The sequence below is a fragment of the Streptomyces sp. NPDC003943 genome (genome assembly GCF_053605265.1).
In genome coordinates, this window is record NZ_JBSGIW010000091.1 from 1 (window position 1) to 24405 (window position 24405).

At 73.7% G+C, this 24405-nt stretch carries 24 protein-coding genes, 1 tRNA gene and 1 pseudogene; 5 read left to right on the forward strand and 21 right to left on the reverse strand.

Annotated features, from left to right (window positions below; translation table 11 throughout):
* Both ACWEV0_RS29325 and ACWEV0_RS29330 read right to left on the reverse strand, forming a co-directional pair.
* A pseudogene (locus tag ACWEV0_RS29325) lies at window positions 1-217 on the reverse strand (hypothetical protein); the annotation flags it as partial.
* 26 nt (window positions 218-243) lie between these two features.
* Complete coding sequence (locus ACWEV0_RS29330) at window positions 244-1665, reverse strand: peptidoglycan-binding protein (RefSeq protein WP_453152643.1); 1422 nt, start codon at window positions 1663-1665, stop codon at window positions 244-246.
* A gap of 183 nt (window positions 1666-1848) precedes the next feature.
* On the opposite strand from ACWEV0_RS29330, the gene ACWEV0_RS29335 reads away from it, so the two are divergent.
* Window positions 1849-1922 (forward strand) — tRNA-Lys (locus tag ACWEV0_RS29335).
* Window positions 1923-2123: 201 nt separating this feature from the next.
* On the opposite strand, the gene ACWEV0_RS29340 is transcribed toward ACWEV0_RS29335, so the two are convergent.
* The 13 genes from ACWEV0_RS29340 to ACWEV0_RS29400 all read right to left on the reverse strand — a co-directional run bounded on the left by ACWEV0_RS29340 (window position 2124) and on the right by ACWEV0_RS29400 (window position 15095).
* The gene (locus tag ACWEV0_RS29340) at window positions 2124-2771 is read right to left on the reverse strand and encodes a class F sortase (protein ID WP_453152644.1); all 648 of its coding nucleotides are present in this window, start codon (window positions 2769-2771) and stop codon (window positions 2124-2126) included.
* Window positions 2772-2783: 12 nt separating this feature from the next.
* Window positions 2784-3467, reverse strand: coding sequence for a hypothetical protein (locus ACWEV0_RS29345; protein ID WP_453152645.1), 684 nt, complete (start codon window positions 3465-3467; stop codon window positions 2784-2786).
* Window positions 3468-3550: 83 nt separating this feature from the next.
* Entirely contained in the window at window positions 3551-4330 is a 780-nt protein-coding gene (locus tag ACWEV0_RS29350; RefSeq protein ID WP_403800982.1) for an HAD-IIA family hydrolase, read from the reverse strand.
* Window positions 4331-4410: 80 nt separating this feature from the next.
* Window positions 4411-5955, reverse strand: a complete 1545-nt coding sequence (locus tag ACWEV0_RS29355; RefSeq protein ID WP_453152646.1) for an alkaline phosphatase family protein — start codon at window positions 5953-5955, stop codon at window positions 4411-4413.
* Between the two features lie 180 nt (window positions 5956-6135).
* Window positions 6136-7197: a 2-aminoethylphosphonate ABC transporter substrate-binding protein gene (locus ACWEV0_RS29360; protein ID WP_453152647.1), complete on the reverse strand. Its 1062-nt coding sequence runs from the start codon at window positions 7195-7197 to the stop codon at window positions 6136-6138.
* 35 nt (window positions 7198-7232) lie between these two features.
* Window positions 7233-8030 (reverse strand): ABC transporter permease, encoded by a 798-nt coding sequence (locus ACWEV0_RS29365; RefSeq protein WP_453152648.1) that lies wholly within the window; start codon window positions 8028-8030, stop codon window positions 7233-7235.
* Window positions 8017-8838, reverse strand: a complete 822-nt coding sequence (locus ACWEV0_RS29370; RefSeq protein ID WP_453152649.1) for a 2-aminoethylphosphonate ABC transporter permease subunit — start codon at window positions 8836-8838, stop codon at window positions 8017-8019. The genes ACWEV0_RS29365 and ACWEV0_RS29370 overlap by 14 nt, the downstream gene beginning before the upstream one ends.
* A gap of 100 nt (window positions 8839-8938) precedes the next feature.
* On the reverse strand, window positions 8939-10006 hold the full coding sequence (locus tag ACWEV0_RS29375) for an ABC transporter ATP-binding protein (RefSeq protein WP_453152650.1): 1068 nt from the start codon (window positions 10004-10006) through the stop codon (window positions 8939-8941).
* Entirely contained in the window at window positions 10003-10695 is a 693-nt protein-coding gene (locus ACWEV0_RS29380) for a phosphonatase-like hydrolase (RefSeq protein WP_453152651.1), read from the reverse strand. The genes ACWEV0_RS29375 and ACWEV0_RS29380 overlap by 4 nt, the downstream gene beginning before the upstream one ends.
* Entirely contained in the window at window positions 10692-11813 is a 1122-nt protein-coding gene (locus tag ACWEV0_RS29385; RefSeq protein ID WP_453152652.1) for a TIGR03364 family FAD-dependent oxidoreductase, read from the reverse strand. Before ACWEV0_RS29385 ends, ACWEV0_RS29380 begins: the two co-directional genes overlap by 4 nt.
* A 135-nt stretch (window positions 11814-11948) precedes the next feature.
* Window positions 11949-12728: a GntR family transcriptional regulator gene (locus tag ACWEV0_RS29390; protein ID WP_453152653.1), complete on the reverse strand. Its 780-nt coding sequence runs from the start codon at window positions 12726-12728 to the stop codon at window positions 11949-11951.
* A gap of 20 nt (window positions 12729-12748) precedes the next feature.
* Complete coding sequence (locus ACWEV0_RS29395) at window positions 12749-13678, reverse strand: hypothetical protein (protein WP_453152655.1); 930 nt, start codon at window positions 13676-13678, stop codon at window positions 12749-12751.
* Between the two features lie 325 nt (window positions 13679-14003).
* Complete coding sequence (locus tag ACWEV0_RS29400; RefSeq protein WP_453152657.1) at window positions 14004-15095, reverse strand: ROK family transcriptional regulator; 1092 nt, start codon at window positions 15093-15095, stop codon at window positions 14004-14006.
* 56 nt (window positions 15096-15151) lie between these two features.
* On the opposite strand from ACWEV0_RS29400, the gene ACWEV0_RS29405 reads away from it, so the two are divergent.
* Together ACWEV0_RS29405 and ACWEV0_RS29410 are read left to right on the forward strand one after the other, a co-directional pair.
* Entirely contained in the window at window positions 15152-16222 is a 1071-nt protein-coding gene (locus ACWEV0_RS29405) for a Gfo/Idh/MocA family protein (protein WP_453152659.1), read from the forward strand.
* Between the two features lie 41 nt (window positions 16223-16263).
* Window positions 16264-16758 carry a heme-degrading domain-containing protein gene (locus tag ACWEV0_RS29410; RefSeq protein ID WP_453152675.1) on the forward strand — a complete coding sequence of 165 codons (495 nt, stop codon included), beginning with the start codon at window positions 16264-16266 and terminating at the stop codon, window positions 16756-16758.
* Here the strand turns inward: ACWEV0_RS29410 and ACWEV0_RS29415 are convergent.
* The 5 genes from ACWEV0_RS29415 to ACWEV0_RS29435 all read right to left on the reverse strand — a co-directional run bounded on the left by ACWEV0_RS29415 (window position 16751) and on the right by ACWEV0_RS29435 (window position 21008).
* Window positions 16751-18058 carry a choice-of-anchor A family protein gene (locus tag ACWEV0_RS29415; protein WP_453152660.1) on the reverse strand — a complete coding sequence of 436 codons (1308 nt, stop codon included), beginning with the start codon at window positions 18056-18058 and terminating at the stop codon, window positions 16751-16753. The two genes, ACWEV0_RS29410 and ACWEV0_RS29415, sit on opposite strands and share 8 nt — an antisense overlap.
* Before the next feature lie 152 nt (window positions 18059-18210).
* Window positions 18211-19068, reverse strand: coding sequence for a fumarylacetoacetate hydrolase family protein (locus tag ACWEV0_RS29420; protein WP_453152661.1), 858 nt, complete (start codon window positions 19066-19068; stop codon window positions 18211-18213).
* 157 nt (window positions 19069-19225) lie between these two features.
* Window positions 19226-19969: a YidC/Oxa1 family membrane protein insertase gene (locus tag ACWEV0_RS29425; protein WP_453152662.1), complete on the reverse strand. Its 744-nt coding sequence runs from the start codon at window positions 19967-19969 to the stop codon at window positions 19226-19228.
* Window positions 19970-20092: 123 nt separating this feature from the next.
* The gene (locus tag ACWEV0_RS29430) at window positions 20093-20413 is read right to left on the reverse strand and encodes a DUF6412 domain-containing protein (protein ID WP_453152663.1); all 321 of its coding nucleotides are present in this window, start codon (window positions 20411-20413) and stop codon (window positions 20093-20095) included.
* Between the two features lie 40 nt (window positions 20414-20453).
* Window positions 20454-21008, reverse strand: coding sequence for a winged helix-turn-helix transcriptional regulator (locus ACWEV0_RS29435; RefSeq protein WP_453152665.1), 555 nt, complete (start codon window positions 21006-21008; stop codon window positions 20454-20456).
* A gap of 115 nt (window positions 21009-21123) precedes the next feature.
* Here ACWEV0_RS29435 and ACWEV0_RS29440 point away from each other — a divergent pair, with 115 nt between their 5' ends.
* A complete protein-coding gene (locus ACWEV0_RS29440; protein WP_453152666.1) occupies window positions 21124-22530 on the forward strand; it encodes an MFS transporter in 1407 nt (468 codons plus the stop codon).
* On the opposite strand, the gene ACWEV0_RS29445 is transcribed toward ACWEV0_RS29440, so the two are convergent.
* The gene (locus ACWEV0_RS29445; RefSeq protein ID WP_453152667.1) at window positions 22475-23287 is read right to left on the reverse strand and encodes a class E sortase; all 813 of its coding nucleotides are present in this window, start codon (window positions 23285-23287) and stop codon (window positions 22475-22477) included. The genes ACWEV0_RS29440 and ACWEV0_RS29445 overlap by 56 nt on opposite strands.
* Before the next feature lie 63 nt (window positions 23288-23350).
* Here ACWEV0_RS29445 and ACWEV0_RS29450 point away from each other — a divergent pair, with 63 nt between their 5' ends.
* On the forward strand, window positions 23351-24355 hold the full coding sequence (locus ACWEV0_RS29450) for an SEC-C metal-binding domain-containing protein (protein ID WP_453152668.1): 1005 nt from the start codon (window positions 23351-23353) through the stop codon (window positions 24353-24355).
* Window positions 24356-24405: the final 50 nt, after the last annotated feature.

The window sequence follows — 24405 nt, forward strand, 5'->3', positions numbered from 1 at the left end:
GCAGGTCCGCGTCGGACGGCCGCGCCACCATGAAGCGGCTCACCTCGGCGACCGAGAACCCCGCGCTGCGCGCGCAGGTGATCAGGGCGAGGCGCCCCGCGCCCGGCGGCCCCGCAGGGCGTAGGCGGCCGTCGGTGAGGCGGCGGGCGGTGCGGGCTGCGTCGCGGGTGGCGGCGGGGCCGGGGTCGGAGGGGGTCGGGGGGGTCGATGGCGTCATTCGGTCGTCACCTCATGTTCTCGGGGTCATCGGAAAAGGCGCCGCCAGGTCTCCGGGCCCGGGTAGCCGTCGGCCGCGCCGCCGCGCCAGCCCTGGGCCCGCTGGAAGGACTCGACGTTGCGGCGGTCCGCCTCCGTCCACCGCGGACCGGGGCCCGACGTGTAGTGCTTGCCGTAGCCCCGCTTCACCAGTTGTTTGCCCAGGTTCTCCACATATGCGTTGGATTGGCCGGGACGGAAGTAGCCACGCCCGGGGAACCCGCTCGCAGATGCGCTCGATCCGCCCGAACCACTCGAACCGCCGATGTCCCTGCCCTGCCCGGTCACGAGCAGCGCCCAGGTCTGCGGCCCCGGCAGCCCGTCCGCCTCGGCGCCCCGCCAGCCCTGCGCGAGCTGGAACGCCTGGGTGGCTCGTCGGTCCGCCTCGCCCCAGCGCGGGCCGGGGCCCTGGCTGTAGAACCTCGCGCCGCCGCGCGCGACGAGCAGCCGGCCGAGCTGGGTGACGTACGCGTTGTTCGCGCCCGGCCCGAACATCCCCGCACCCGGGAACGGGGTCGACACCGACCCGGACCCGGATCCGGCCGCTCCCCCGCTCACCACGCCCTTGTAGCGGTACGCGACGTACCGGTCCGAGTTCTCCCAGTACGCGAGCGGCGTCGCCTGCTTCCGCGTGTGCGGCTTGGTCTGCTCGTACGCGATGTACGAGGCGTGCGTGTAGTCCGTCCACCCGCCGAAGATCGTCACGTGCGAGCCGCGCGTCGGGTTGTCCGGGTTGTGGAAGAGCAGGATGTCGCCGGGCTGCAGGTCGGCTCGGTCGATCCGGTCGGCGAAGCGGTCGAGGCTGCCGGTCCACTCGTTGGAGCGCAGGTTCCAGGCCATCGAGATGTAGCCGGAGCAGTCCTGGCGGTAGCCGTCGGTCCAGTACCGCTCCATCGAGTACGGGACCGCCGCCGCGACCCACGTCTTCGCGCGGTTGATGATCTCGGACCGGGTGGTCTTCCGCAGGGACTGGGCGGAGATCTGACTGGTCGTCGGGTTCGCTCCCGGGGACGGCGCCGAGCCCGGGCCGGACGATCCGTGGAGTGGGCCGCGGCCGCCCTGCGGGGTCTCGGGCCCGGGCCCGGTGGCGCGCTCCGAGAGGGCGCGGTCCACCCCGCCCTCCGTAGCCACGGCCGCGTCCACCGCCCCCGCCGCTTCCGCGGCCACTGACGCTCCCGTCGCCCCCGCCACTCCGGCCGCTCTCGCCCCCTCCGCCGCCCCCGTGCCCCCGGCCCCCAGGGCCACCCCCGCCGCCGTCACCAGGACCAGCGCCCGACGCGCGCCATGGGCCGCCGGGTGGCCCCCCGCGCGCACGGGGAGGCCCAGGGCGAGGTCGCGCCGCTGCCGGGCGCAGCCCGCGCAACCACAGTCGGCCGCGGGTTCGATTTCTTCGAAGACCGGCACACTCATGCGTTCCCCTCCACACTCGTCAAGATCTTTTGGCGCTCTTGCACGGGCGCCAGTGTCTCAACTGTCTGGACAAATCGCATTTTGACGGATCGAAGGCCAAATACGACCATCCGACAGGCCGGGCGGGACCGGAAATGGTCAGGAGCACCGTCCGGGGTCCTGTAGAGTTATCTCTGTCAGCAGGCGCCGCTAGCTCAGTTGGTTAGAGCAGCTGACTCTTAATCAGCGGGTCCGGGGTTCGAGTCCCTGGCGGCGCACGCGAAGACTGAGGTCCTTCACCATCAGGTGAAGGGCCTCAGTCGTGTCCCGTCTTCCTTTACAGTGAGCGGAACCCGACCTCCCGCGGCGGCTCCGGGCTCCTCCCGCGGTCCGTGAGCCCGCGGTCGAGGACCGGACCCGGCCGGCGGCCGGTGGGTTCCACCCCGCCCGCCGGGTCCGGGTCGCCCAGCCCCCGTCGCTCAGCCCCGCCGTACGCCGGTCAGGTACGCCGACACCACCACGTTCGCCGTGTACGTTCCCGTCCTCCGGTCGAAGCTGCCGCCGCAGGTGACGAGCCGCAGCTCGGCGCGGTCCGGCAGTCGCTGCCCGTATGCCCGGCGCGCGTCGAAGCCGTCCCGGGGCAGGACCTGGACGTCGTCGATCGTGAATTCCGCCACGCTTCCGTCCGAACGGGTCACGGTCACCGTCGCGCCGGAGCGGGCCGCGCTCAGGCCGTAGAAGACGGCGCGGCGGGTCGCGGTGTCGACGTGGCCGACGAGGAGGGCGGCCCCGGAGGCGCCGGGGCGGGGGCCGGCGCCGTACCAGCCGACCGTGTGCGGCATGTCGTACGGCGGCGGGTCGATCGCCCCGTCCGCGTCCAGGCCGCGCGCGACGACCGGCGCGGAGATGCCGAGCGACGGGATCTCGACCCGGCGCGGCTCGGCCGGCGCGTCCAGCGGCGGGTGCGCCGGGGGCAGCGGGGCGGCGGGCGGGCGGCCCACGGCGGCGATGTCGCCGGTGGCCGGCGCCGGACCGGGCGGCAGCTCGCCGGTGTCCCGGCCCCACACCCACAGGCCCAGGACCAGGAGCGCCCAGGCCGTCCCGGTCAGCGCCCGCCCGGACGTCACGGGCCCGGTCCCTCAGTCCGAGCCGGGGCCGGATCCGGAGTCGCCCCGGCGGCGGGCGCTGCGGAAGGCGACGGCCACCGCGGCGAGGGCGGCCATGCCGAAGCCCATGAGGGTGTACGGGGTGCCCAGGCCCTCCTCGCTCGCCGTCTGCGCCACGCCGGGCGCGGCCGGGGCGGCGAAGGCGGCCGCGCCGCCGCCGCCCGCGCGGACCGGCGCCACCGGAGACGCGTGGTGGGTGGGCTGGTGCTGCGTCGTGGGCTGGTGCTGCTCGGGCTGGTGGGCGGGACGGTTGGCCGGCTGCCCGGTCGGCCGGCCCGTCGGCTGCCCCGTCGGCTGCTGGTGGCGCCCGACCCGGATCGTGCCGACGCCGGCGTGGTCGTGGCCGTCGCAGGTCACGCTGACCTCGTACGCGCCCTCCTCCAGGCCCGACCGCACCCGCGCGCCACCGGACAGCGGGTTCTCGCCGCCGCCGCGGCCGGAGAGCTCCGCGTCCGCGACGAAGGCGGGGGACTTGGCGGCTCCGGTGGTGCCCTCGCACCCGGTGACCCGGACGTCGATGTCGGCGCCGGGTGCCGCGCCGGACGGGGTGACGGTGACCTGGACCCCGTCGTGGGCGAGGGCGGGGCCCGCCGCGGGCGCGAGCACCAGCACCAAGGCCGCCCACGCGGCACGGAGAGCGATGGGACCTGAACGCATGGTGACCTCCTGGTACTGGCAGGTTCACCCCGTTCCGGTCATTTCGCATCCGCAGGGCGCCCGCCGGGCCCCCACCTGCGGTTTCAGATCCGCTCGACGAGGTCCGCGATCGACTTGACGATCTTGGACGGCCGGAACGGGTACCGGTCCACCTCCGCCTCCGTCGTCAGACCGGTGAGCACCAGGAACGTCTGCATGCCCGCCTCCAGACCGGCCAGGATGTCCGTGTCCATCCGGTCGCCGATCATCGCGCTGGACTCGGAGTGCGCGCCGATCGCGTTCAGGCCGGTGCGCATCATCAGCGGATTCGGCTTGCCCGCGAAGTACGGCTCCTTGCCCGTCGCCTTGGTGATCAGCGCGGCGACCGAACCCGTGGCCGGCAGCGGGCCCTCCAGGGACGGGCCGGTCTCGTCCGGGTTGGTGCAGATGAAGCGCGCGCCGGCGTTGATGAGCCGGACCGCCTTGGTCATGGCCTCGAAGGAGTACGTACGGGTCTCGCCGAGGACCACGTAGTCGGGGTCGTGGTCGGTGAGCACGTAGCCGATGTCGTGCAGCGCGGTGGTCAGGCCGGCCTCGCCGATGACGTACGCCGTGCCGCCGGGGCGCTGGTCGTCGAGGAACTGGGCGGTGGCGAGCGCCGAGGTCCAGATGTTCTCGACGGGCACGTGCAGCCCCATGCGGGCGAGCCGGGCGTGCAGGTCGCGGGCGGTGTAGATCGAGTTGTTGGTGAGAACCAGGAAGGGCTTCCCGGTGTCCCGCAGCTTCGTGATGAACGCGTCGGCACCGGGGATCGGCACGCCCTCGTGGATGAGGACGCCGTCCATGTCGGTGAGCCAGGATTCGATCGGCTTGCGCTCTGCCATGGGTGCGGGACTCCTGCCGTACGGACCTGCGGTGTACTGGGGGCGACGCGACGACGCTGTGGCGACGCCCCCAGCCTAGGTCAGGAAGCCGTGACCTTGACCCCGTCGATCACCCAGTACCAGTTGTTGGACCCCGTGTAACGGAAGCGGAAGCTGACGTTCGAAGCGCCGGCCGGGACGGCGACCGTCACCGACTGGTGCTGCGAGACGACGTCGGCCGTGTAGCTCTTGACGACCGTGGGCGTGCCGCCGTTGAAGCTCGCGAGGATCTGGGCGGTCTGGGCGCCCTCCTGACGGTAGAAGGTCGTGAAGTCGAGGGTCACGCGGGCGGCGCCGGTGACCGCGTACGCCGGGCTGACCAGCGTGGAGTCGTACGTCCCCGAGAAGGTCTTGTCGGCCCACTCGTCGGAGTCGGCGACGGCGAACACGCCCCGGGCGCGCACGTTCAGCTCGCGCCACTGGTCGCGCTGGGCGCGGGACCAGAACTCGTCGGTCGCGAAGGACCAGCCGCGCCACTCGGTGACGCCGCCCGTGCCCATGGCGTTGTTGACGACCGACCAGCCGGCGGGCGCGGTGTGGGTGAAGCCGAGGACGCCCGCCGGGATGCCGGTCTCGTCGACGCGGCCGGTGAGGGATCCGTACAGCACGTCGAAGGGGTCCGTGGACCGCTGCTGAAGGGGCTTGCCGTCCAGGCCCCAGGCGGGGTCGGGGGTGATGCCGAGCTGGTGGAGGACGGTGGCGGCGACGTCGACGAGCCGGGTGTCGACCGGCCGCGCGCCCGCCGCGATGCCGGGGCCCTGGGCGAGCACGAAGGTGCGCCGCTCCTCGACGGTGGAGCCGCCGTGGCCGCCCGCGTCGAGGTGGCCGTGGTCGGTGGCGACGATGACGGTCCAGCGCTCGTCGGCATAGGTCGGCCGGGCCTCGACGGCGGCGAGGAGGCGGCCGAGGTAGCCGTCCTGGACGTCGATGGCGTCGGTGTACCTGGGGCTGGCGGCGCCGTAGGTGTGGCCGATCTCGTCGGTCTCGCCGAAGTAGACGAAGAGGACGTCGGGGTTCTGGTTGAGCAGGACGTCCTCGGTGATGTCGGTGATCGTGCGGTCGTTGACCGCGTAGTTGTTGTTGTAGACGAGCCTGGCGTCGGCGCCGGGGGTGACCGCGCCGTACGTGTCGAGTTCGGGCCAGTCGACGGCGGCGAACAGCGACAGTTCGGGGCGGATCTGCTTCAGGCGGGCGAGGAAGCCGGGGTAGGTGGCGAAGTCGCGGCCGGTGAAGGTGTTGTCCTTCACGCCGTGCTTGTCGGGCCACACGCCGGTGGAGATGGTCGACCAGCCGGGGCCGGAGAGGGTGCCGGCCATCGGGTTGGCGTAGAGGAGCGAGCGGCCGTAGGTCCCGTTCGCCATCAGCGACTTGAGGTTGGGGGCCTTGGCGGCGTCGATGCGGTCGTACCGCAGGCCGTCCATGCCGACGAAGAGCACCTTGTCCTGGCTGGTGCCGTTCGGCAGCGTCGGGGCGGCGGCGGTCGCCGCGTGGGCGCGGGGGGCGGTGGCCAGCCCGGTGGCGGCGAGGGCGGCGGTGGCACCGGTGGCGGCGAGCACGGTGCGGCGGGATATGCCGTCGATCGGCATGTCGAAGTCCTCCGTGATGCGTTGACGGGGGTACGCGCACGCCAACGCCCCTGACGTCTCAGGGGCGTTGAGCTTGGAAAGCTTTGGTCCGTACCCGTTATCTTTTCGCGACAATCAGTCGCGGCGAAAGGGTCTTGCGGTGAACTCTCGGCTGCGGGGCGGACTGCGGGGCGTCTGCGATCAGCTACCGGTCGCGGACTTCCACGCGTCCACGTACGACGTCAGGTTCTTGTCGATGTCCGCCCAGTCCGGCTCGAACACCTCGACGCCCGTCATCAGCTTCGCCAGCTCGATCGCGTTCGCGTCCGTCGGCTTCACGTCCTTGCGTGCCGGGAAGCCGCCGCCGATGGCGCTGACCTCGCGCTGGGCCCGCTCGCTCAGCATGAAGTCGAGGAGCTTCTTGCCGTTCTCGGTGTGCGGGGCGTCGGTCACCAGGCCGGCGGCGTACGGGAGTGCGAAGGTGGTCGGCCTGCCGCCCTCCTTGGCCGGGAACCAGATGCCGAGGTTCGGCATGGACTTGGCCTGCGCGAAGTTCATCTGCACGTCGCCGTTGGCGACCAGGATCTCGCCCTTGTCGACCTTGGGGGCGAGCTTGGAGGTGGAGGAGGACGGGCCGACGTTGTTGGCCTGGAGCTTCTTCAGGTACTCCATGGCCTGGTCCTTGCCGCCGAAGTCGTGCATGGCCTTGACGACCACGGCGGTGCCGTCGCCCGCGACGCCCGGGGTGGAGTACTGCACCTTGTTCCTGAACTTCGCGTCGAGCAGCTGCTCCCAGGTGGTGGGCGCCGGGGTCAGCTCCTTCTTGTTGTGGACGAAGCCGAAGTAGTTGTTGACGACGGAGACCCACTTGCCGTCGCTCGCCTTGTCGGCGCCGTCGACCTGGTCGGAGCCCTGCGGCGCGTACGCCTGCAGCAGCCCCTTGGAGTCGGCCTGCTGGATGAAGGGCGGGAGGGTGACGAGGACGTCGGCCTGGGTGTTGCTCTTCTCGCGGGCGGCGCGCTGCACCATCTCGCCGGAGCCGCCCTCGACGTACTCGACCTTGATTCCGGTCTGCTTCTCGAAGTCCTTGAAGACCTTGTCGTACCAGCCGTCGCCCGCCTCGCCCTTGAGGCCGTCGGCGCTGTAGACGGTGACGACCTTCTCGCCGGAGGCGGCGTCGGAGCCGCCTCCGCAGGCGGTGAGGGTGGCGGCGAGGGCGAGGCTGCCGGTGACGGCGGCGAGCGGCTTGATGTACGTACGCATAACGTCGTTCTCTCCAGGGAGGGTTACGGGCCGGGTTATCTGTACGAGGCCTTGGTGCGGATGCGGGAGACGGCGAGCAGGACGAGGAGCGTCGCCGCCATGAGGACCACCGCGAGCGCGGAGCCCGTGAAGAGCGAGCCGCGGTCGGTGGCCGTGAAGACGAGCACGGGCAGCGGCAGCCAGTCCGGCGGGTAGAGCATCATCGTGGCGCTCAGCTCGCCCATGGACAGGGCGAAGCAGAGCCCCGCCGCCGCGTTCAGCGACGGCAGCAGGAGCGGCAGCCGGACCCTGAGCAGGACGTACAAGGGCCGGGCGCCGAGGCTGGCGGCCGCCTGCTCGTACATCGGGTCGAGACGCAGGATGGCGGCCGAGACCGACTGGTAGGCGAACGCCGTGACAAGAACGGTGTGCGCGAGGATCACGATCCAGCGCGTGCCGTTCAGGAGCAGCGGCGGCTGCGAGAACGCGACCAGGACGGCGAGTCCGACGACCACGGACGGCACCGCCACCGGCAGCATGAACAGCGCGTCCAGCACTCGCCGGCCCCGCCTGCGCAGGGCCGCGGCGGCGAGCGCGGCCCAGGTGCCGACGGTCAGCGCGAGCAGACTCGCGGTCAGGGCGGTGACCAGGCTGGTGGTGAGCGCCCGGAGCGACTCGCCGCGCACGGCGGCGGCGTAGTGGGCGGTGGTCGGCCCGGAGGGGAGGGCGCCGGACCAGTGGGTGGAGAACGAGGCGGCGAGGATGACGAGGAGGGGCAGGGCGAAGAGCGGTACGAAGAGGACCGCGAAGAGGGCCCAGGCCGCCCATCTGCCCGTACGGCTATGCACCAACACGTCGGCTCACCACCCGGTAGAGGGCGTAGAGGCCCACGGAGATCAGGACGTTGACGACGGCGACCACGCACGCGGCCGCGTAGTCGGATTCGAGGATGGCCTTGCCGTAGACGAGCATCGGCAGGGTCGTGACGCCCTTGGCGCCGGTGAAGAGCACGATGCCGAACTCGTTGAGGCACATGACGAGGACGAGGCTGCCGCCGGCGGCGAGGGCCGGGAGCGCCTCGGGCAGGATCACCCGGCGCACGATCCGCAGCGGGCGGGCGCCGAGCGAGGACGCCACCTCCAGCTGGGCGGTGTCGAGCTGCGAGAACGCGGCGAGCAGCGGCCGCATCACGAACGGCGTGAAGTACGTGATCTCGGCGAGCAGCACGCCCCACGGCGTGGTCAGGAACCGGAACGGGCCGGTGGCGGCGCCGGTGACGTCCGTCCACAGGCCGTTGGCCATGCCGACCGTGCCGTAGAGGAAGAGCAGCGCGAGCGTGATCAGGAAGGACGGGAAGGAGAGGAAGACGTCGATGAACCTCGCGACCGCCCGCCCGCCGGGGAACGGCACGAAGGCGATGACGAGCGCGAGGACGAGGCCGAGGAGCAGGCAGCCGACGGTCGCGGCCGCGGCCAGCCAGACGGTGGTGACGAGCGCGTCCCGGAAGGAGGCGGAGGCGAGGACCTGGGCGTACGCGCCGGGTGCGAGGGACTCGCGGACGACCAGCGCGAGGGGGTAGAGGAAGACGACGGCGAGGGCGAGGACGGGCGGGAGGGCCCACAGCCACGTGCGGGCCTCACGGCCACGAACCGTTGTGGGCATACGTTCCGCAGGGGCGATGGGGGTCCCCCCGGACGGAGTCCGGGGGAGGGTGGGCACACCCCCCGGTCCCGGCTGCGCTTCCATGAGACCTGCGCCCCGACTACCCATCGTTCACCCCTGCGGCCAGCAGCACGGCGTCCTCCGGCGCGAAGTGCAGCGTCACCTCGTCGCCGAGCGCCGGCGTCTCGCGCAGCTCCCGCACGTCCGCCTTCACGCGGTGGCCGGATTCCACCTCGACGTACAGGCGGTGGGTGGCTCCCCGCCACTGGACCTCGGCGACGCGGCCGGTGAGGGCGTTGGGGCCGGGGCCGAGGCCGACGAGGTGCGGGCGTACGCACAGGGTGGCGGCGGCGCCCGGGGCCGCGACCGCCCCGTCGACCTTCAGCTCGACGCCGTCGAGGGTGACCCCGTCCGGGCCGACCGTCACCGGCAGCAGGTTGGCGTTGCCGACGAAGGAGGCGGTGAACTCGGTGCGGGGCCTGCGGTACAGCTCCTGCGGGGTGCCGCAGTCCCGGAGGCGGGCGCGGTCCATGACGGCGATGCGGTCGGCGAGGGTGAGCGCCTCGACCTGGTCGTGGGTCACGTACAGGATGGAGACGTCGGGCAGCTCGCGGTGCAGCCGGGCCAGTTCGGCGAGCATGCCGGAGCGGAGCTGGGCGTCGAGCGCGGACAGCGGCTCGTCGAGGAGCAGGACGCTCGGGCGGATGGCGAGGGCGCGGGCGATGGCGACGCGCTGCTGCTGGCCGCCGGAGAGCTCGCGCGGGTAGCGCTTGGCGTAGGCCGCCATCCCGGTCATCTCCAGGGCCTCGGCGACCCGGCCGGGGATCTCGCCCTTGGGCGTCTTCCGGGCCTTGAGGCCGAAGGCGACGTTGTCGTCGACCCGCATGTGCGGGAAGAGCGCGTACTGCTGCACGACCATGCCGATCCCCCGCTGGTACGGCGGGAGTCCGGTGACGTCACGGTCGCCGATGTACACGCGCCCGGCGACCGGCCGGACGAATCCGGCGACGGCGCGCAGGGCGGTGGTCTTGCCGGAGCCGGACGGGCCGAGCAGGGCCATGACCTCGCCGGGTTCGACGGTGAGGTCGAGGTGGTCGAGGACGGTGTGTCCGTCGTACGCGACGGAGACGCCGTCGAAGCGGATGCCGCTGGTCATGCCGCTGGTCATGCCTCGTACTCCCCTATCAGCGCGGGGAGTTCGGCGACCGAGGACAGGACGTGGGTGGCGCCGTGTTCCCTGAGGGCCGGCTCGTCGTGGGCGCCGGTGAGGACGCCGGCGACGATCCCGGCGCCGGAGCGCACGCCGCTGAGCATGTCGTACGAGGTGTCGCCGGCGACCACGACCTGGCGGACGTCGTCGACGGCGCCGGTGCGCAGGAACGCGGCGAGCACCATGTCCGGGTACGGGCGGCCGCGGCCGCCGGCGTCGGCCGGGCAGAGGGTGAGGTCGACGAGGGCGCGCCAGCCGAGGGCGTCGAGGATGGCGTCCTGGGTGACCCGGGCGAAGCCGGTGGTCAGGACGACGGTCCGGCCCTGCTCCTTGAGCGCGGCGACGGCCTCGGCGGCACCGCGGACGGGGCTGATCCGGCCTGCGGCGACCAGCTCTCCGTACGCCTCCTCGAAGGCCACGTTGGCCTGCTGGGCGCGCTGTTCGTCGCCGCCGAAGAGGTGGCGGAAGACGGAGATCTTGGACTCGCCCATGGTGGCGCGGACGTAGTCGATCATCGTGGCCGGGTCCTCGCCGAGGCGCTCGGCGGCGGCGGTGAAGGCCTGCTCGACGAGCCCGCCGTCGGCGACGGTGGTGCCGGCCATGTCCAGGACGATCAGGTTCTTCTCGGTGTTCTGCACGGTCTTCACCAGCCCAGTTCGTTCGCGGTGGTCTCGGCGATGGCGGGCGAGCAGGTCATGCCGCGGCCGCCGGGTCCGGTCACCAGCCAGACGCCGCCCCGCACCTGCTGGCGGTGGACGACCCGGCTGGTGTCGGTGCACTGCGCGTACACGCCGGCCCAGCGGTGCCGGATGCGCGGCAGCGGGCGGCCGAGCAGGGACTCGACCACGCGGACGAGGTGCTCGTAGGGCTCCTCGACGGTGTCGAAGGCGAAGGGGTGCTCGTACTCGTGGGTGTCGCCGATGGTCAGTCCGCCGTCGAGGCGCTGCACCATGAGCAGCTGCATCCGGTGCGCGGCGGCGGTCGGGTCCTGGGCCTGGCCCGCGTTGAGCGCGTCCAGGGCGGGGGACGCGTAGGCCGGGTAGTAGCGGAACGAGTCGGCGTCGGCGACCGAGGTGGTGAGCGGTTCGCCGAGCGGGTCGGTCTGCATCATCTGGAGCCGGACCCGGCGGACCGGTATCTCGCCGGCGACCTCGCGGACGAGGCCGGAGAGCCAGGCGCCGGTGCACAGGACGACGGCGTCGCCGGTGTGGACGTCGCCGTGGTCGTCGCGGACCGCGTTCTCGCCGACGACCTCGCGCACCTCGCGGTTCGGCAGGAACGCGTAGCGGCCGGAGGCCAGAAGTGCCTGGCGCAGGGCGAGTTGGGCGGTGCGCGGTTCGACGGCAGCGTCCCGCTCGCACCACAGGGCGGCGTCGAACCCGCCGCGCAGGGCCGGGTTGACCGCCCGCGCCTCGGCCGGGGCGAGCAGCTTGTAGCCGCGGGCGGCGGCGTCCGCGCGGGCCACGGCGGCCTCGGCGACGGCGAGTTCGAGCGCGCCGCGGACCGGGGTGAGCGAGCCGATCGCCCGGAAGCCCAGGTCGGGCACGCGGGCCCCGATGCCCTCCCACAACTCCCGGGCGCGCAGGGCGGTGTCGAGCTCCTCGCCGCCCGCCCGCCCGCTGACCCAGATCTGGCCGAAGTTGCGGAGCGACGCGCCGCGCGCCTCCGCCTCGCGCTCGATGTGGACGACCTCATGGCCGCGTTCGACTGCCTGCCAGGCGTGCATGGTGCCCACGACGCCCGCTCCTACGACGATCACCTTCATGGCGAATACGGTCGGGGCGGCGGATGACCCGGGCCGGACCGGTTGGCGACGGGACGGTGAACGGCCCGACAAGCTTGGACTAGACCCGTTACCTTCCCGTGATTTTCTGCGTGGTGCGAACACGGACGGAACGGGTCAGTCCTGGCGGCCCAGGTGCGCGGTGAAGCTGAACCGGTCGCCGCGGTAGAGCGTGCGCACCCGTTCGAGCGGCCGGCCGTCGGTGTCGCGCGAGACGCGGTGGATGAGCAGCATCGGCAGCGCGGGCGGGGTGCCGATGAGCAGCGCCTCGCGCGGGGTCGCGAGCACCGTCTCGATCCGCTCGTCGGCGTCCCCGAAGACCACGCCGAGGCGGTCGTGGAGATAGGCGTAGAAGGAGGAGTCCGGGTCGAAGTCGGCGTCCAGGTGCGGGGCGCGGGCCTCGGAGACGTACGTGGACTCCAGGCCGACCCGCTCGTCGTCGGCGAGCAGCACCCGCTCCATGTGCCAGACGGTCTCGCCGGGCGCCACGCCGACCTCGGGGGCCAGGGCCTCCGGGCAGGGGAAGCGGTCGAGGGAGATCAGCGCACGGCCGGGGCGGCGGCCCTGGCGGCGTACGCCCTCGGTGTAGCTGGCGAGCGACAGCGGCTGCTCCAGCTTGGGCCCGGCGACCACGGTCCCCCGCCCCTGCCGCCGCAGCCGCCCCTCCAGGAGCAGTTCGCGCAGGGCCTGCCGGACGGTCTCCCGCGACACCTCGTACCGCACGGCGAGGTCCCGCTCGGTCGGCAGCAGTCCGCCCTCGCCCAACTCGCCGATGAGCTCGGCGACCTTGGCCTTCACCGCGTAGTACTTGGGGATGCGGCCGTGCTCCGGGATGCCCGAACGGACGGGGGCGCCGGGGGCGTTGCCGGGGGCCTTGTCGTTTTCCACGTTCTCCACGCCGGTGATCGTCGCAGACGTCAATGAACGGGTGGGTGTACGGAGCGTGACCTGCGGGTGCGGTGGCGCCGGGCGAGCAGCGTCAGCGCGGCGCCGGTCGCGAGGAGCGCGGCGGAGACGGGGGCGAGCCGGAGGGCGGCCTCACGCCCCGTGTGGGCGAGTTCGGGACGTCCGGGAAGGCCAGGGGTGGTGCCGGGGTCGGCGGGGGCGGCGGGGCCGGCCGAGGAGGAGGGGTCCGGGGCCCGGGGCGGGGCGGGGGTCCGGGTCGGGGTCGCGGCCGGGGTCGGTTCGGCGTCCGGGACGGTCGGGAAGGTCTCGTCGTGCGGGTCGACGGGGCCGATCGTCAGCAGGTAGTCGCCCGACTCGCCCACCCAGTCGCCGTCGTCGCCCCGCTTCTGCACGACGGCCGCGTTGACCACGACCTCGTCGGGCGCGGTGTCGGCGCTGAACGAGAGCCGTACGGGAACGGTGAGGGTACGGCCCGCGGGCACCGCGAAGCCGGGGAAGGCGGGCGTCCCGTCGAGGCCGGTCCGGCTCGCGTCGAACACGCCGACGCTCTCGGCCTGGTCGGTGCTCTCGAAGGCCACCGGCCGCCACACCCGGGCCTCCGCGTCGTAGAACTCGGCCCGGATCTGCGTCGGCCGCAGCGCCCGGTCGCGGTCGGTGAGGACGAGCACGGGGTGGATGTCCCGGCATGCCTGGGCCGTGGTGTTCGTCAGGTCCAGGTTCCAGGTACGGAAGGCGCCGCCCGCCGGGTAGGCGTCGGGGCCACCGTGGATCCGGGTGGCCAGCGGAAAGTCCGGCGCGTTCACCGCCCCGCACGCGGGCGCCACGGCGACGGCCGCCTGCGCCTGGGCGGCGGGCGCCACCAGAAGGGCGACGGCCGTGGTGGCGGCCGCCGTGGTGGCGGCGAGGGCCAGGGCGTTGCGCGGTCGCAAGGGGGCTCGCATGAGGGCTCGCATGAGGGGCCGGTGCCTTTGCTGCTCGCGGACGTGCGGGTCGCCCGCGACGCTGCCACGCCGGGCGGGGCGGGACGGGGAGTGACGTGGCGGGGCCCTCCGTACGCGCTCCGGATTCCGCCCGATCAGCGTATTTTCCGATGAGATGACTACTCGGGGCCGGAGGGGCGGGAGGCCCGGGGCGGGAGGCCCGGGGCGGGAGGCCCGCAGGGCTGGGGCGGGCCGAGGGGCGAAGGCCGCGGCCGGAGACCCGCAGAACCGGGCGGGAGACCCGCAGGGCCGGGCCTCGGCGGACCGGGGACCCTGGCCCCGGCGGTTACTTGCCGAACAACGGCGCCAGGATCAGCTGGGCCGCGCCCTCCGCGACCGTGTACGGGCCGGCCGCTACCGCCACGTCCGCCGGGAGGCCGAGGGCGGCCAGGGCTTCGCGGGCGCCGTGGGCGTACGTCTCCGGGGCGGCGAGTACCGCGCGGCCGCCGAGCAGCACGCGCTCGATGTCGAGGAGCCGGACCAGGTTGGCGGCGCCGGTGCCCAGGACGCGGGCGGCCTCGGCGAGGTCGCCGCGCGCGAGGGCCGTCAGGCAGAGCACCTCCAGGCAGCCGCGCCCGCCGCAGTCGCAGGGCGGCCCGTCGAGCTGGACGGTCTGGTGGCCGAGCTCTCCGGCGCCGGTCCTGCCGCCGCGCAGCACCGCGCCGCCGAGGACGAGGCCCGCGCCCAGGCCCGTACCGAGGTGAACGTACGCGAAGGAGTCGGGCGCGCCGGGGCGCAGGGCGAGGCCGAGGGCGGCGGCGTTGGTGTCCTTGTCGAGGACGACGGGCAGTCCGAGCCGCCGGGCCAGTTCCTCGCGGAGCGGGAAGCCGTCCCACTCGGGGAAGCCGGTGACGCGGCCGGGCGTGCCGGTCCGGTGGTCCAGCGGCCCCGGCATCGCGACTCCGACGCCGAGGATGCCACCGCCCTCCGCATGGGTGAGGGCGGCCGGGGCGGTCAGCGCGGCGACCTCGGCGCGGGCCGCCGCGAGGACCGCTTCGGCGCCGGCGCCCAGGTCGAGCGGGGCGTGGCGGGCGGCCACCCGCTCGCCCGCGAGGTCGAGCAGGACGGCGGTCAGCTCGTCGCGGTCGAGCTGGAGCCCGACCGCGTACGCCGCCTCCGGCACGAGCCGCAGCACGGTGGCCGGCTTGCCGCCGGTGGAGGCGCGGCGCCCGGCCTCGGCGGCCAGGCCCTCGGCGCGCAGCCGGGCGGTGATCTTGCTGACGGCCTGCGGGGTGAGGCCGGTGCGGGCGGCGAGTTCGAGGCGGCTGATGCCGGCCTGCCCCGCCGTGCGCAGCAGATCGAGCACCAGCGCCGCGTTGTGGCTGCGCAGCGCCGGCAGGTTCACGCCACCGCCGGCTCCACCGTTGTCCCTGTTCACCACGCCATTGTGCCGGTCGCTTGCACTTCGGCAACAGTGTTGCCAAAGTGAGAGGTATGACTTCCCCGCTCCGGGTCGGACTCGTCGGCTACGGCCTCGCCGGTTCCGTCTTCCACGCCCCGCTGATCGCCGCCTCCCCCGACCTCGTCCTCGACACGGTCACCACCGGCAACCCCGAGCGCGCCGCCCAGGCCCGCGCCGAACACCCCGGCGTGCGTGTGGCCGCTTCGGCCGAGGAGCTGCTCGCGCGGGCGGACGAGCTCGACCTGGTCGTCGTGGCCTCCCCCAACAAGACCCACGTCCCGGTCGCCACCGCCGCCCTGGAGGCCGGCCTGCCCGTCGTCGTCGACAAGCCGCTCGCCGCCACCGCCGCCGAGGCCCGCGCCCTGGCCGCCCTCGCCGACGAGCGCGGCCTGCTGCTCTCCGTCTTCCAGAACCGCCGCTGGGACAACGACTTCCGTACGCTCCGGGCCCTGCTCGCCGACGGCGCCCTCGGCGAGGTCCAGCGCTTCGAGTCCCGCTTCGAGCGCTGGCGCCCGCGGCCCAAGGGCGGCTGGCGCGAGTCCGGCGCCCCGGAGGAGATCGGCGGACTGCTCTACGACCTCGGCAGCCACGTCGTCGACCAGGCGCTCGTGCTCTTCGGCCCGGCCGTCCGCGTGTACGCCGAGTCCGACGTCCGCCGCCCCGGCGCCGAGGCCGACGACGACACCTTCATCGCGATCACGCACGCCGGCGGGGTCCACTCCCACCTGTGGGTGTCCGCCACCACCGCCCAGCTCGGCCCCCGCTTCCGGGTCCTGGGCCGGGAGGCCGGCTACGTGAAGTACGGGCTCGACCCGCAGGAGGCCGCACTGCGCGAGGGCCTGCGCCCCGAGCCCGGGACCGCCTGGGGCGTCGAACCCGAGGAACTGTGGGGCCGGCTCGGCGCGGGCGAGTCCCCGGTCACCGGCGGCGGCACCCCCGTCGAGACCCTGCCCGGCGACTACCCCGCCTTCTACGCCGCCGTCGCCGCCGCCCTGCGCGGCACCGGCCCGAACCCGGTGCCGGCGTACGAGGCCGCCGCCGCGCTCGACGTCCTGGAGGCGGCGCGGAAGTCCGCGCGCGAGGGCGGGGCGGTGACCCTGTGAGCTCCGCCAAGCGGTCCGTCGAGGAGTCCGTCGAGCGGTCCATCAAGGCGGCCGTCGAGCAGTCCGTCGCGGAGCTGGAGGTGTTGACGGCTCAGGAGGCCCGCCTGGTCCTGCCCCGCTTCACGTACGAGGACGCCTGGACGCTCGGCACGATCCTGGTCGGGCTCGCCCGCGAGCGCCGGGCCCCGGTCGCGATCGACGTACGGCGCGGCGCCCAGCAGCTCTTCCACTGCGCGCTGCCCGGGTCCAGCGCCGACAACGACGCCTGGATCGACCGGAAGCGGCGGGTCGTCGAGCGGTACGGGGTGAGCTCCCTGCTCGTCGGCACCCGCTTCCGCGCCAAGGGCACGACCTTCGAGGAGTCCTCGCGCCTCGACCCCGACCGGTTCGCGGCGCACGGCGGCTCGTTCCCGGTCGCGGTGGCCGGCGTCGGGGTCGTCGGCGCGGTCACGGTCTCCGGCCTGCCGCAGGTCGAGGACCATGCGCTGGTGGTCCTCGGCCTGGAGCGACTGCTCGACGCGTACGGCGTCAGCTAGCGCGCCGTCGGCGGCGGGCGACCGACACGAGGACACCGCCGCTGACGGTGAGGGCGAGGGCCATGGCGCCCATGACGACCTTGCCGGCGGCGGATCCGGAGCCGGCATGGGGGAGTTCACCGCCGCGGGTGGTGCGGCTGGTGGCGTGGGTGGCGGTGCGGCTGGTATCGCCGTGGCCGCCCATGGCCGCCGCACCCCCGCTGGCCGACCCCTTGTCGTCGTCCGCCGGGGTCAGGGCCGGGGCGGGAGTCGGCGCGGGTGCCGGCGCCGTCCCGGGCTCCTCGCAGCCGGGCAGTTCGCCGTCGAACGGGTACGCGTGCAGCTCCTGCCCGCCGCTCCCGCCGATCCGCGAGGTGTGGGTGAGCGAACCGCTCGTGAAGAAGCGCCCGTTCATGCCGGGGACGGTCACCGTCGCCATGCTGTTCCGCTCACCGATCAGCACGCTGCCGTCGAGCCGGCCGGTCCCCTCGAACGTCACCGCGGACGCGTCGGGGAAGTTCCACAGCAGCCGCTCGCGCAGCCCGCTCGGGAAGCCGCCGACGCCGGTGTCGACGGTCCGGTGCGCGCCGAGGACGTTGACCAGGACGGTCGCGTCGGCGGGGATGCCGGTGAACCGGACGCCCTGCCGGCCGCCGTTCTTCGACTCCAGGTCGAAGTCGACGTCGAAGACCTGGAGGGTGGACGTGCCGTCGCCGGTGAAGAGGGTCTCGCTGCCGTGGTTGACGGCGGTGCCGGTCGCGGTGCGCGGCTTGCCCGCCACGTACGCGTAGCAGCGGCTGGCGGCGGTCAGCTGGTCGCGCAGCTTCTCGTACGGCTCGGCCGCGCCGGGGTCGGCGACCGCGGCGGGGCTGACCGTGCCGGTGAGGCCGCCCCCGCTCCGTACGACTCCGTGCGCCGTGCCCTCCTCGGCGAGCAGGCGCTGCCCGGGGGCGACGGTGACGTCGCCGCCGGCGGTGAGGAAGGCGGTGCCGTTGTCGGGCGGGACGCGCGAACCGGCACCGGCGGCGCCGACGTTGTAGACCTGCGGGACGCCTGCCCGCTTGTCCATGTCGAAGCCGCCGAGGACCACGACCTTGCCCTCGGCCCCGGCCGCCGCCTCGCGGACCCGGAAGTCGCCGCCGACGAAGACGTTGATGTTGTCGTCGCGGCCGGCGACGGGGCCCTGGCCGGTGTCCGGGTACGGAGAGGGGCAGCTGCCCGGCAGGCAGGGGCCGAGCCCGCCGGGGAGCGGGTCGGCGAAGGCGGTGACGGCGAGCGGGCCGGCGAGTGCGGCGGGCCCGGCGAGTGCGGCGGCTGCCACCCACATCAGAGGTGACCGATTCATTACATGTGCGCGCATATGCGGCAATATGCAGAACGCCACCGCCCGAGGCGACGCCCCACGCGCACCGCGCGCCCGGCGTCGCCCGAACGACTCAGACCCGGACCCGGACCCGGACCCCGAACCGGACCTCAGGCGTCCTTCAGCTCCTGGCGCTGTCGGCCCAGGCCCTCGACCTCCAGCTCGACGACGTCGCCGGCGCGCAGGTACGGCTTGGGCTCGGGCTGCCCCATGGCGACGCCCGCCGGCGTACCGGTGTTGATGATGTCGCCCGGGTAGAGGGTCATGAACCGGCTGACGTAGCGGACGACCTGCGCGACCGGGAAGATCTGGTCGGAGGTGTGGCCGTCCTGCTTGAGCTCGCCGTTGACCCAGAGCCTGAGCCCGAGGGCCTGCGGGTCCGGGACCTCGTCGGCGGTGACGAGCCAGGGGCCGAGCGGGTTGAAGGTCTCGCAGTTCTTGCCCTTGTCCCAGGTGCCGCCGCGCTCCAGCTGGAACTCGCGCTCGGAGACGTCGTGGGCGACCGCGTAGCCGGCGACGTGGGCGAGGGCCTCCTCGTCGGTCTCCAGGTAGCGGGCGGTGCGGCCGATGACGACCGCGAGCTCGACCTCCCAGTCGGTGCGGGTCGAGCCGCGCGGTACGAGCACGGTGTCGTCCGGGCCGACGACGGTGTCGGCGGCCTTGAGGAAGACGACGGGCTCGGCGGGGGTGGCCTGGCCGGTCTCGGCGGCGTGGCCGTGGTAGTTCAGCCCGATGCACACGACCTTGCCGATCCGGCCGACCGGCGCCCCGATCCGCAGTCCGGCCGGGTCGAGGGCGGGCAGCACGCCCGCGCCGAGCGCGGCGCGGATCCGGTCGAGGGCGGCACCGTCGGAGAGCAGCCCGCCGTCGATGTCGTCCACGAGGGCGGACAGGTCGCGCAGCGTCCCGTCCTGGTCCAGGAGGGCGGGACGCTCGGCACCCGCCGGACCGACACGCAGCAGCTTCATGGTCTTCTCCTCTGGTTCCTCTGGTCGAGGTGGCCCGTCGGCAGGTCGCCGCGCGGGCCGTGGTGAGCCCCGGCCGATGGAGTGCGGCCATCGGAGGATTGGTCGATCCTCCAAGAGAAAGGGTCAGTCTGCAAGACCCCGTTCACACCCTGGACCCTTACGCAGCGGTAACAAGGTTCTGCGCGGCGGGCATGTCCCGGTAGAGGAAGGCGCGCTCGACGGCGGTCCATGTCGTGCTGGTGACGATGTAGAGCGCGGCGGCGAGCGGGACGACGGCGACCGAGACGAGGGTCGCGAAGGAGAGCAGCGGCAGGTACCTGGTCATGGCGGCGACGGCCCCGGCGCCGGGCTGGTCGGCGGCGACGGGGGCGACCGGGTTGAGGGCCTGCTGCCGCTTCGTACGCAGGTAGGTGTACGTGGCGACGGCGCCGACGATCGCGAAGAGGGCGACGTAGACGAGGCCGGCCGAGCCGAGCAGGCCGCCCTTTCCGAGCGCGTCGGCGAAGTGGCCGCCGAGCGGGGCGCCGAGGAGGCTGTGATCGGCCATCCGCCCGCTGGAGAAGACGTGGAACATCAGGAAGAACGCGGGCGCCTGGAGCAGGCTCGGCAGGCAGCCCGCGAACGGCGAGACCTTCTCCTCGGCGTGCAGCGCCATGATCGCCTTCTGCAGCTGCTCGGGGTTCTTGGCGTGCTTCTTGCGCAGCTCGGCGAGTTGCGGGGCGAGCCGGGTGCGGGCCTTCTGGCCGCGGGCGGCGGCGCGGGAGAGCGGGTGGACGGCGAGCCGTACGGCCATCGTGAACAGGACGATGGCGGCGGCGGTGGAGGCGCCGGCGAAGAGCGGGCCGAGGAGGTCGGCGAGGTGCTCGACCAGGTTGGCGAAGCCGTCGAAGAGTGCGGACATGGGAGCCCTCCGTGGGGTCTCGTCGTGCCGGGAGAAAGGGAATGTCGGCAGGACGGAACCGCGTGGAGGGGTGGAGCTTTCGGCGATGGAGCTCTCGGCGCTCTTTCGGCGCTGCTGGTGCCTCTACGCGGCCGTCGGGAGGGGACGGCCGGGTGCCCGGGGCCTGCGGCGGCCCGCGGCGTCAGGGTCGCGTTGCGGCAGGAAGGCGGTGCGCCGGGCGCGTTCACGCAGGGCGGTGCGGACTCTGGTGGGCGGCACGGGAAGGGCCGTACGGCCGCCGCCGACGAAGGCGCAGAGGAAGGCGGTGGCGGCGACGGCGAACGCGGCGGAGAGGCCGCCGCCCACGCCGGTCATGCCACCGGTGCTGTCGGAGAGCAGCAGGTCGGCGAGGGCGAGGAGGAAGAGGAGCGGCGCGAGGACGCGCAGGAGGAACTCGCGATTCACACCTTCCTCCTTCCATGCCGCTCGAATGTCGTACAAGCCGTTATACAGGACGCCTCTGGGGCCACGAGAGTTCCGCGGGCTCCAGGGGGACGAGGAGTCGGCGCGGCCTGAGGAGGGCGCGGCTGACCGGGTCGACGGGGTCCGGGTCGACTCCGGCGCCGGGTCGCATCTCGATGTCGGCGGGGTGGACGGGGATCCGGCAGGCCGGGCACTCGCCGTACGGGCCGAGCTCGGCGCCGCAGTCGACGTGGTGGAAGTGGCGTACGGGCACGGCGCCGGCCAGTTCCTCGCGCCCCCACCGCCCGAGCGAGCGCAGGACGGGCCACAGGGCGATGCCGCGCTCGGTGAGCACGTACTCGTCACGCGGCGGCGACTCCTGGTAGCGCCGCTTGTCCAGGATCCCGGCCTCGACGAGGGCCTGGAGGCGGGCGGCGAGGACGGCGCGGGGGGCGCCGAGGTGGACGAGGAAGTCGTTGTAGCGACGGACGCCGTAGAAGGCGTCGCGCACGACGAGGAGGGTCCAGCGCTCGCCGATGACTTCGAGGGCGCGCGCGATGGAGCACTGCTGGGTCGCGTAGTCCTTGCCGAGGGCCATGGGGACGAGTGTAGCCGGGTGGGTTCAGTGATTGAACCTGTGCTGCTACGGTGGTGCTCCACTCAAGGTTCAATGAACGAACCTAGGACGCCTTACGGAAGCCTGAGGTCCTGCCATGCCCGAGCTCGCCGCGCGCACCACCGAGTCCGTGGCCCCCTCAGCGAGAGGCCCGAAAGCGCACCGCCCCGGCGCGACCCTGGCCGTGACCAGCGCCGCCACCGCGCTCACGCTGATGAACTACACGGCCCCGATGCTCACCCTGCCGAGCATGACCCGGGCCTTCGGCACCCCCGCCTCCGCGCAGGCGTGGCTGCTCAACGGCACCCCGCTCGGCCTCGCCGTCCTCCTCCTGGTCGCCGGCAGCCTCGCGGACGACCACGGGCGGCGCCGGGTGTTCCTCCTCGGCACCCTCGCGCTCGGCCTGACCACCGCCCTCGGCGGCTTCGCCGGCTCCACGCTGACCTTCACCCTGGCCCGCGTCGCCCAGGGCGCGGCGAGCGCCGCCGTGCTCGCCGCGAGCCTGGGCCTGCTGGCCCACGCGTACCCGGCCGGCGCGGACCGGATCCGGGCGACCGGGGTGTGGGGCGCGTTCGTCAGCGCGGGCATCGCGCTCGGCCCGCTGCTCGCGGCGGGCCTGAGCAGCCTGGCCGACTGGCGGCTCACGTACGAGGTCCTGGCCGCCGGCACCATGCTGGCCGCCGCGCTCGGCACCCGTACCCTCACCGAGTCCCGCGCCCCGCGCGCGGGCCGCCCTGACATCGCGGGCGCGCTCACGCTGGGCCTGGCCCTGGCGGCCGCGCTGACGGCACTCACGCTGGGCAGGGACGGCTGGCTGAGGGCGTCGGTGGGGCTGCTCGGGCTTGCGGCTCTCGTACTGGTGGGGATGTTCGTGGTGGTCGAGCGGCGCAGCCGGACCCCGATGATCGACCTGTCCCTCTTCCGCCGGCCGGCGTTCCGGGCGGCGACGGCGGGCGCGCTGTTCACCGGCCTGGCCGTGATCGGCTTCTTCAGCGTGCTGCCGGCGCTGCTCCAGCGAGGGGCCGGCCTCTCGCCGCTCGCGACGGCGTGGCTGTTCCTGCTCTGGTCGGGCACGGCGTTCGTGGTGGCGCTGCAGACGCGACGGCTCGCGGGGCGGATCTCGGCGACGTACCAACTGGCGCTGGGGTTCGCGCTGTCGACGGCCGGTGTGCTGGGTCTGTTCGGCGCCGTGGAGGGCGGCTCGGTCATCCGTCTGCTGCCCGGTCTGGTGGTGGCGGGGACGGGCAGCGGCCTGCTGAACGCGGCGCTGCCGCGCCTCGCCGTCGACTCCGTACCGCCGGAGCGCGCGGCGATGGGTTCGGGCGCCAACAACACCGCCCGCTACATCGGCTCCTCGGCGGGCGTGGCCCTCGCCCTGGCCCTGTCGACGACGGGCGCGGACACGGCGCTGGTGGTGTCGGCGGTGCTCGGGGTGGCCGGGGCGGCGGTCACGCTGTGGTCGGGAGCAGCTTCGCCCACACGACGAGCCGGTAGCGGGAGGTGAACTCGGGCGTGCAGGTGGTGAGGGTGAGATAGGCGCCGGCCCGGTCGTACCCGTAGGCGGGCCGGTAGAGGGACCGGGGCACGGGGGCGATGACGCCGGTGTCGCGGGGCGAGGTCTCCGGGAGGATCCGGTCGACGCGGTACTCGTACGTCCCCTCGCGGGTGCGGACGGAGACGGTGTCGCCGGGCCGGAGCCGGTTGAGATAGCGGAAGGGCTCGCCGTGGGTGTTGCGGTGCCCGGCGAGGGCGAAGTTCCCGGTGCGGCCGGGAGCGCCGGTGCCGGGGTAGTGCCCGACGTAGCCGTGGTCGAGGACGGAGCGCTTGCCGACGCCGGGGGCGATGGGGACGGTGAGGGAGAGACGGGGAATGCGGAGGACGGCGTAGGGCCCGGGTTCGGGCCGATGTGTACGGGAGGCCGACGGGCCAGGGCCCGGGTCCGGGTCCGAAGGCGGCATAGGGCCCGAAGGCGGCATCGGGTCCGGGGCCGAAGGTGACCGCGCACCTGTGGACGGGGACGGGACCGGAGGTGAGGAGTCCCACTCCCGCTCGAGGTTGCGCACGTCCTGCACGGCCTGGGCGCGGGCCTGCTGATTGGTCCACCAGAGCTGCTGAACGACGAACAGCAGAAGCACGAGTCCGCAGGTCACGAGGGCTTCGGCGGAGGCGACGAGCACGCGGGCGACCGGCCCGCGCCGCCGGCGCACACCGCCGCGCACCTGGACGAACACCGGAGCCCGGCCACGCACGTTCGCTCGCACGGCGGGCACGATAAGTGCTGACGCGCCAACTCTCCAGGGTGGTACAGCAGTACGGTAAAAGGCATGCGCCCCGACACGCCTGCCGATCACACCACCGAAGCCGAGCGCCTGCTCCGCACCGCGGGGCGGTACCCGGAGGACCGCGAACCGCTGCTGCTGCGCGCGGCGGCGCATCTGGAGCTTGCGGGCGACCGCGAGCGAGCGACGGGTCTGTACGACGACCTGCTCGCCGGGGAGCCCGGCGACCCTCTCCTCATCAGGTCCCTGAAGGCGTCGAACCTGTGGGAGTACGGCCACGAGGCGGAGGCGCGGGCGATCATCGAGGGCGTACGGAGCGCCCGCCCCGCGGAGCCGGCGCCGTGGGAGATCGTGGCGGAGACGCTGGAGGCCCACGACGAGCTGGAGGAAGCGGAGGCGACGTTCACGGAGGCCGCGCGCCTGCTGGTGCCGTCCTCCGACACGGACGACATCTCGTACGCCCTCCAGTCCCTCCTCACCAGCCGCCACCGGGTCCGCCGCCTGCTGGGCCAGGCCCACGACGGGTACGACACCCTCGCGGACCGCCTCCACACGGCGGACGTCCCCCTGGACGAGCTCCACGACCCGAAGCGCCTGTGGTCCCTCGGCTCCTCCGACCCGGCCGAACTCCAGGCCGAGATCACCCGCCTCCGCTCCGAACTCGGCTCCTACCGCACGGCCCTGTCCCGCCCCTTCCCGGTCGCCGTCCTCCACTGGCCGGAACGGGAACTCGAGGAGCTCCTCGCCGCCTACCCGGAGCTGGAGTCCGAGTACCCCACGTACCGGGCCCACCTCACCGACATCGAAGCCTCCCTCCGCGAACTCGCCGCCTCGGGCACCCCCAACCTCGGCATCGTCCCCGCCACCGTCCCCTCCTACGAAGCCTTCGCCGCCTCCGAATCCTCCTCCCCCGCCAACGCCGACCTGCTCCCGCAGTACGCGACGACCCTGGCAGCGAGGGGGCGAGCGACGGCGTGGCCGCCGGCGCGGGGGGCGGAGTGCTGGTGCGGGTCGGGGAGGACGTATGGGGAGTGCCACGGGGCGGACTGAGCGCAGCGCTCCTCCGAGAGACAATGCCTTCGTGTCCGCACCTGTCCCCT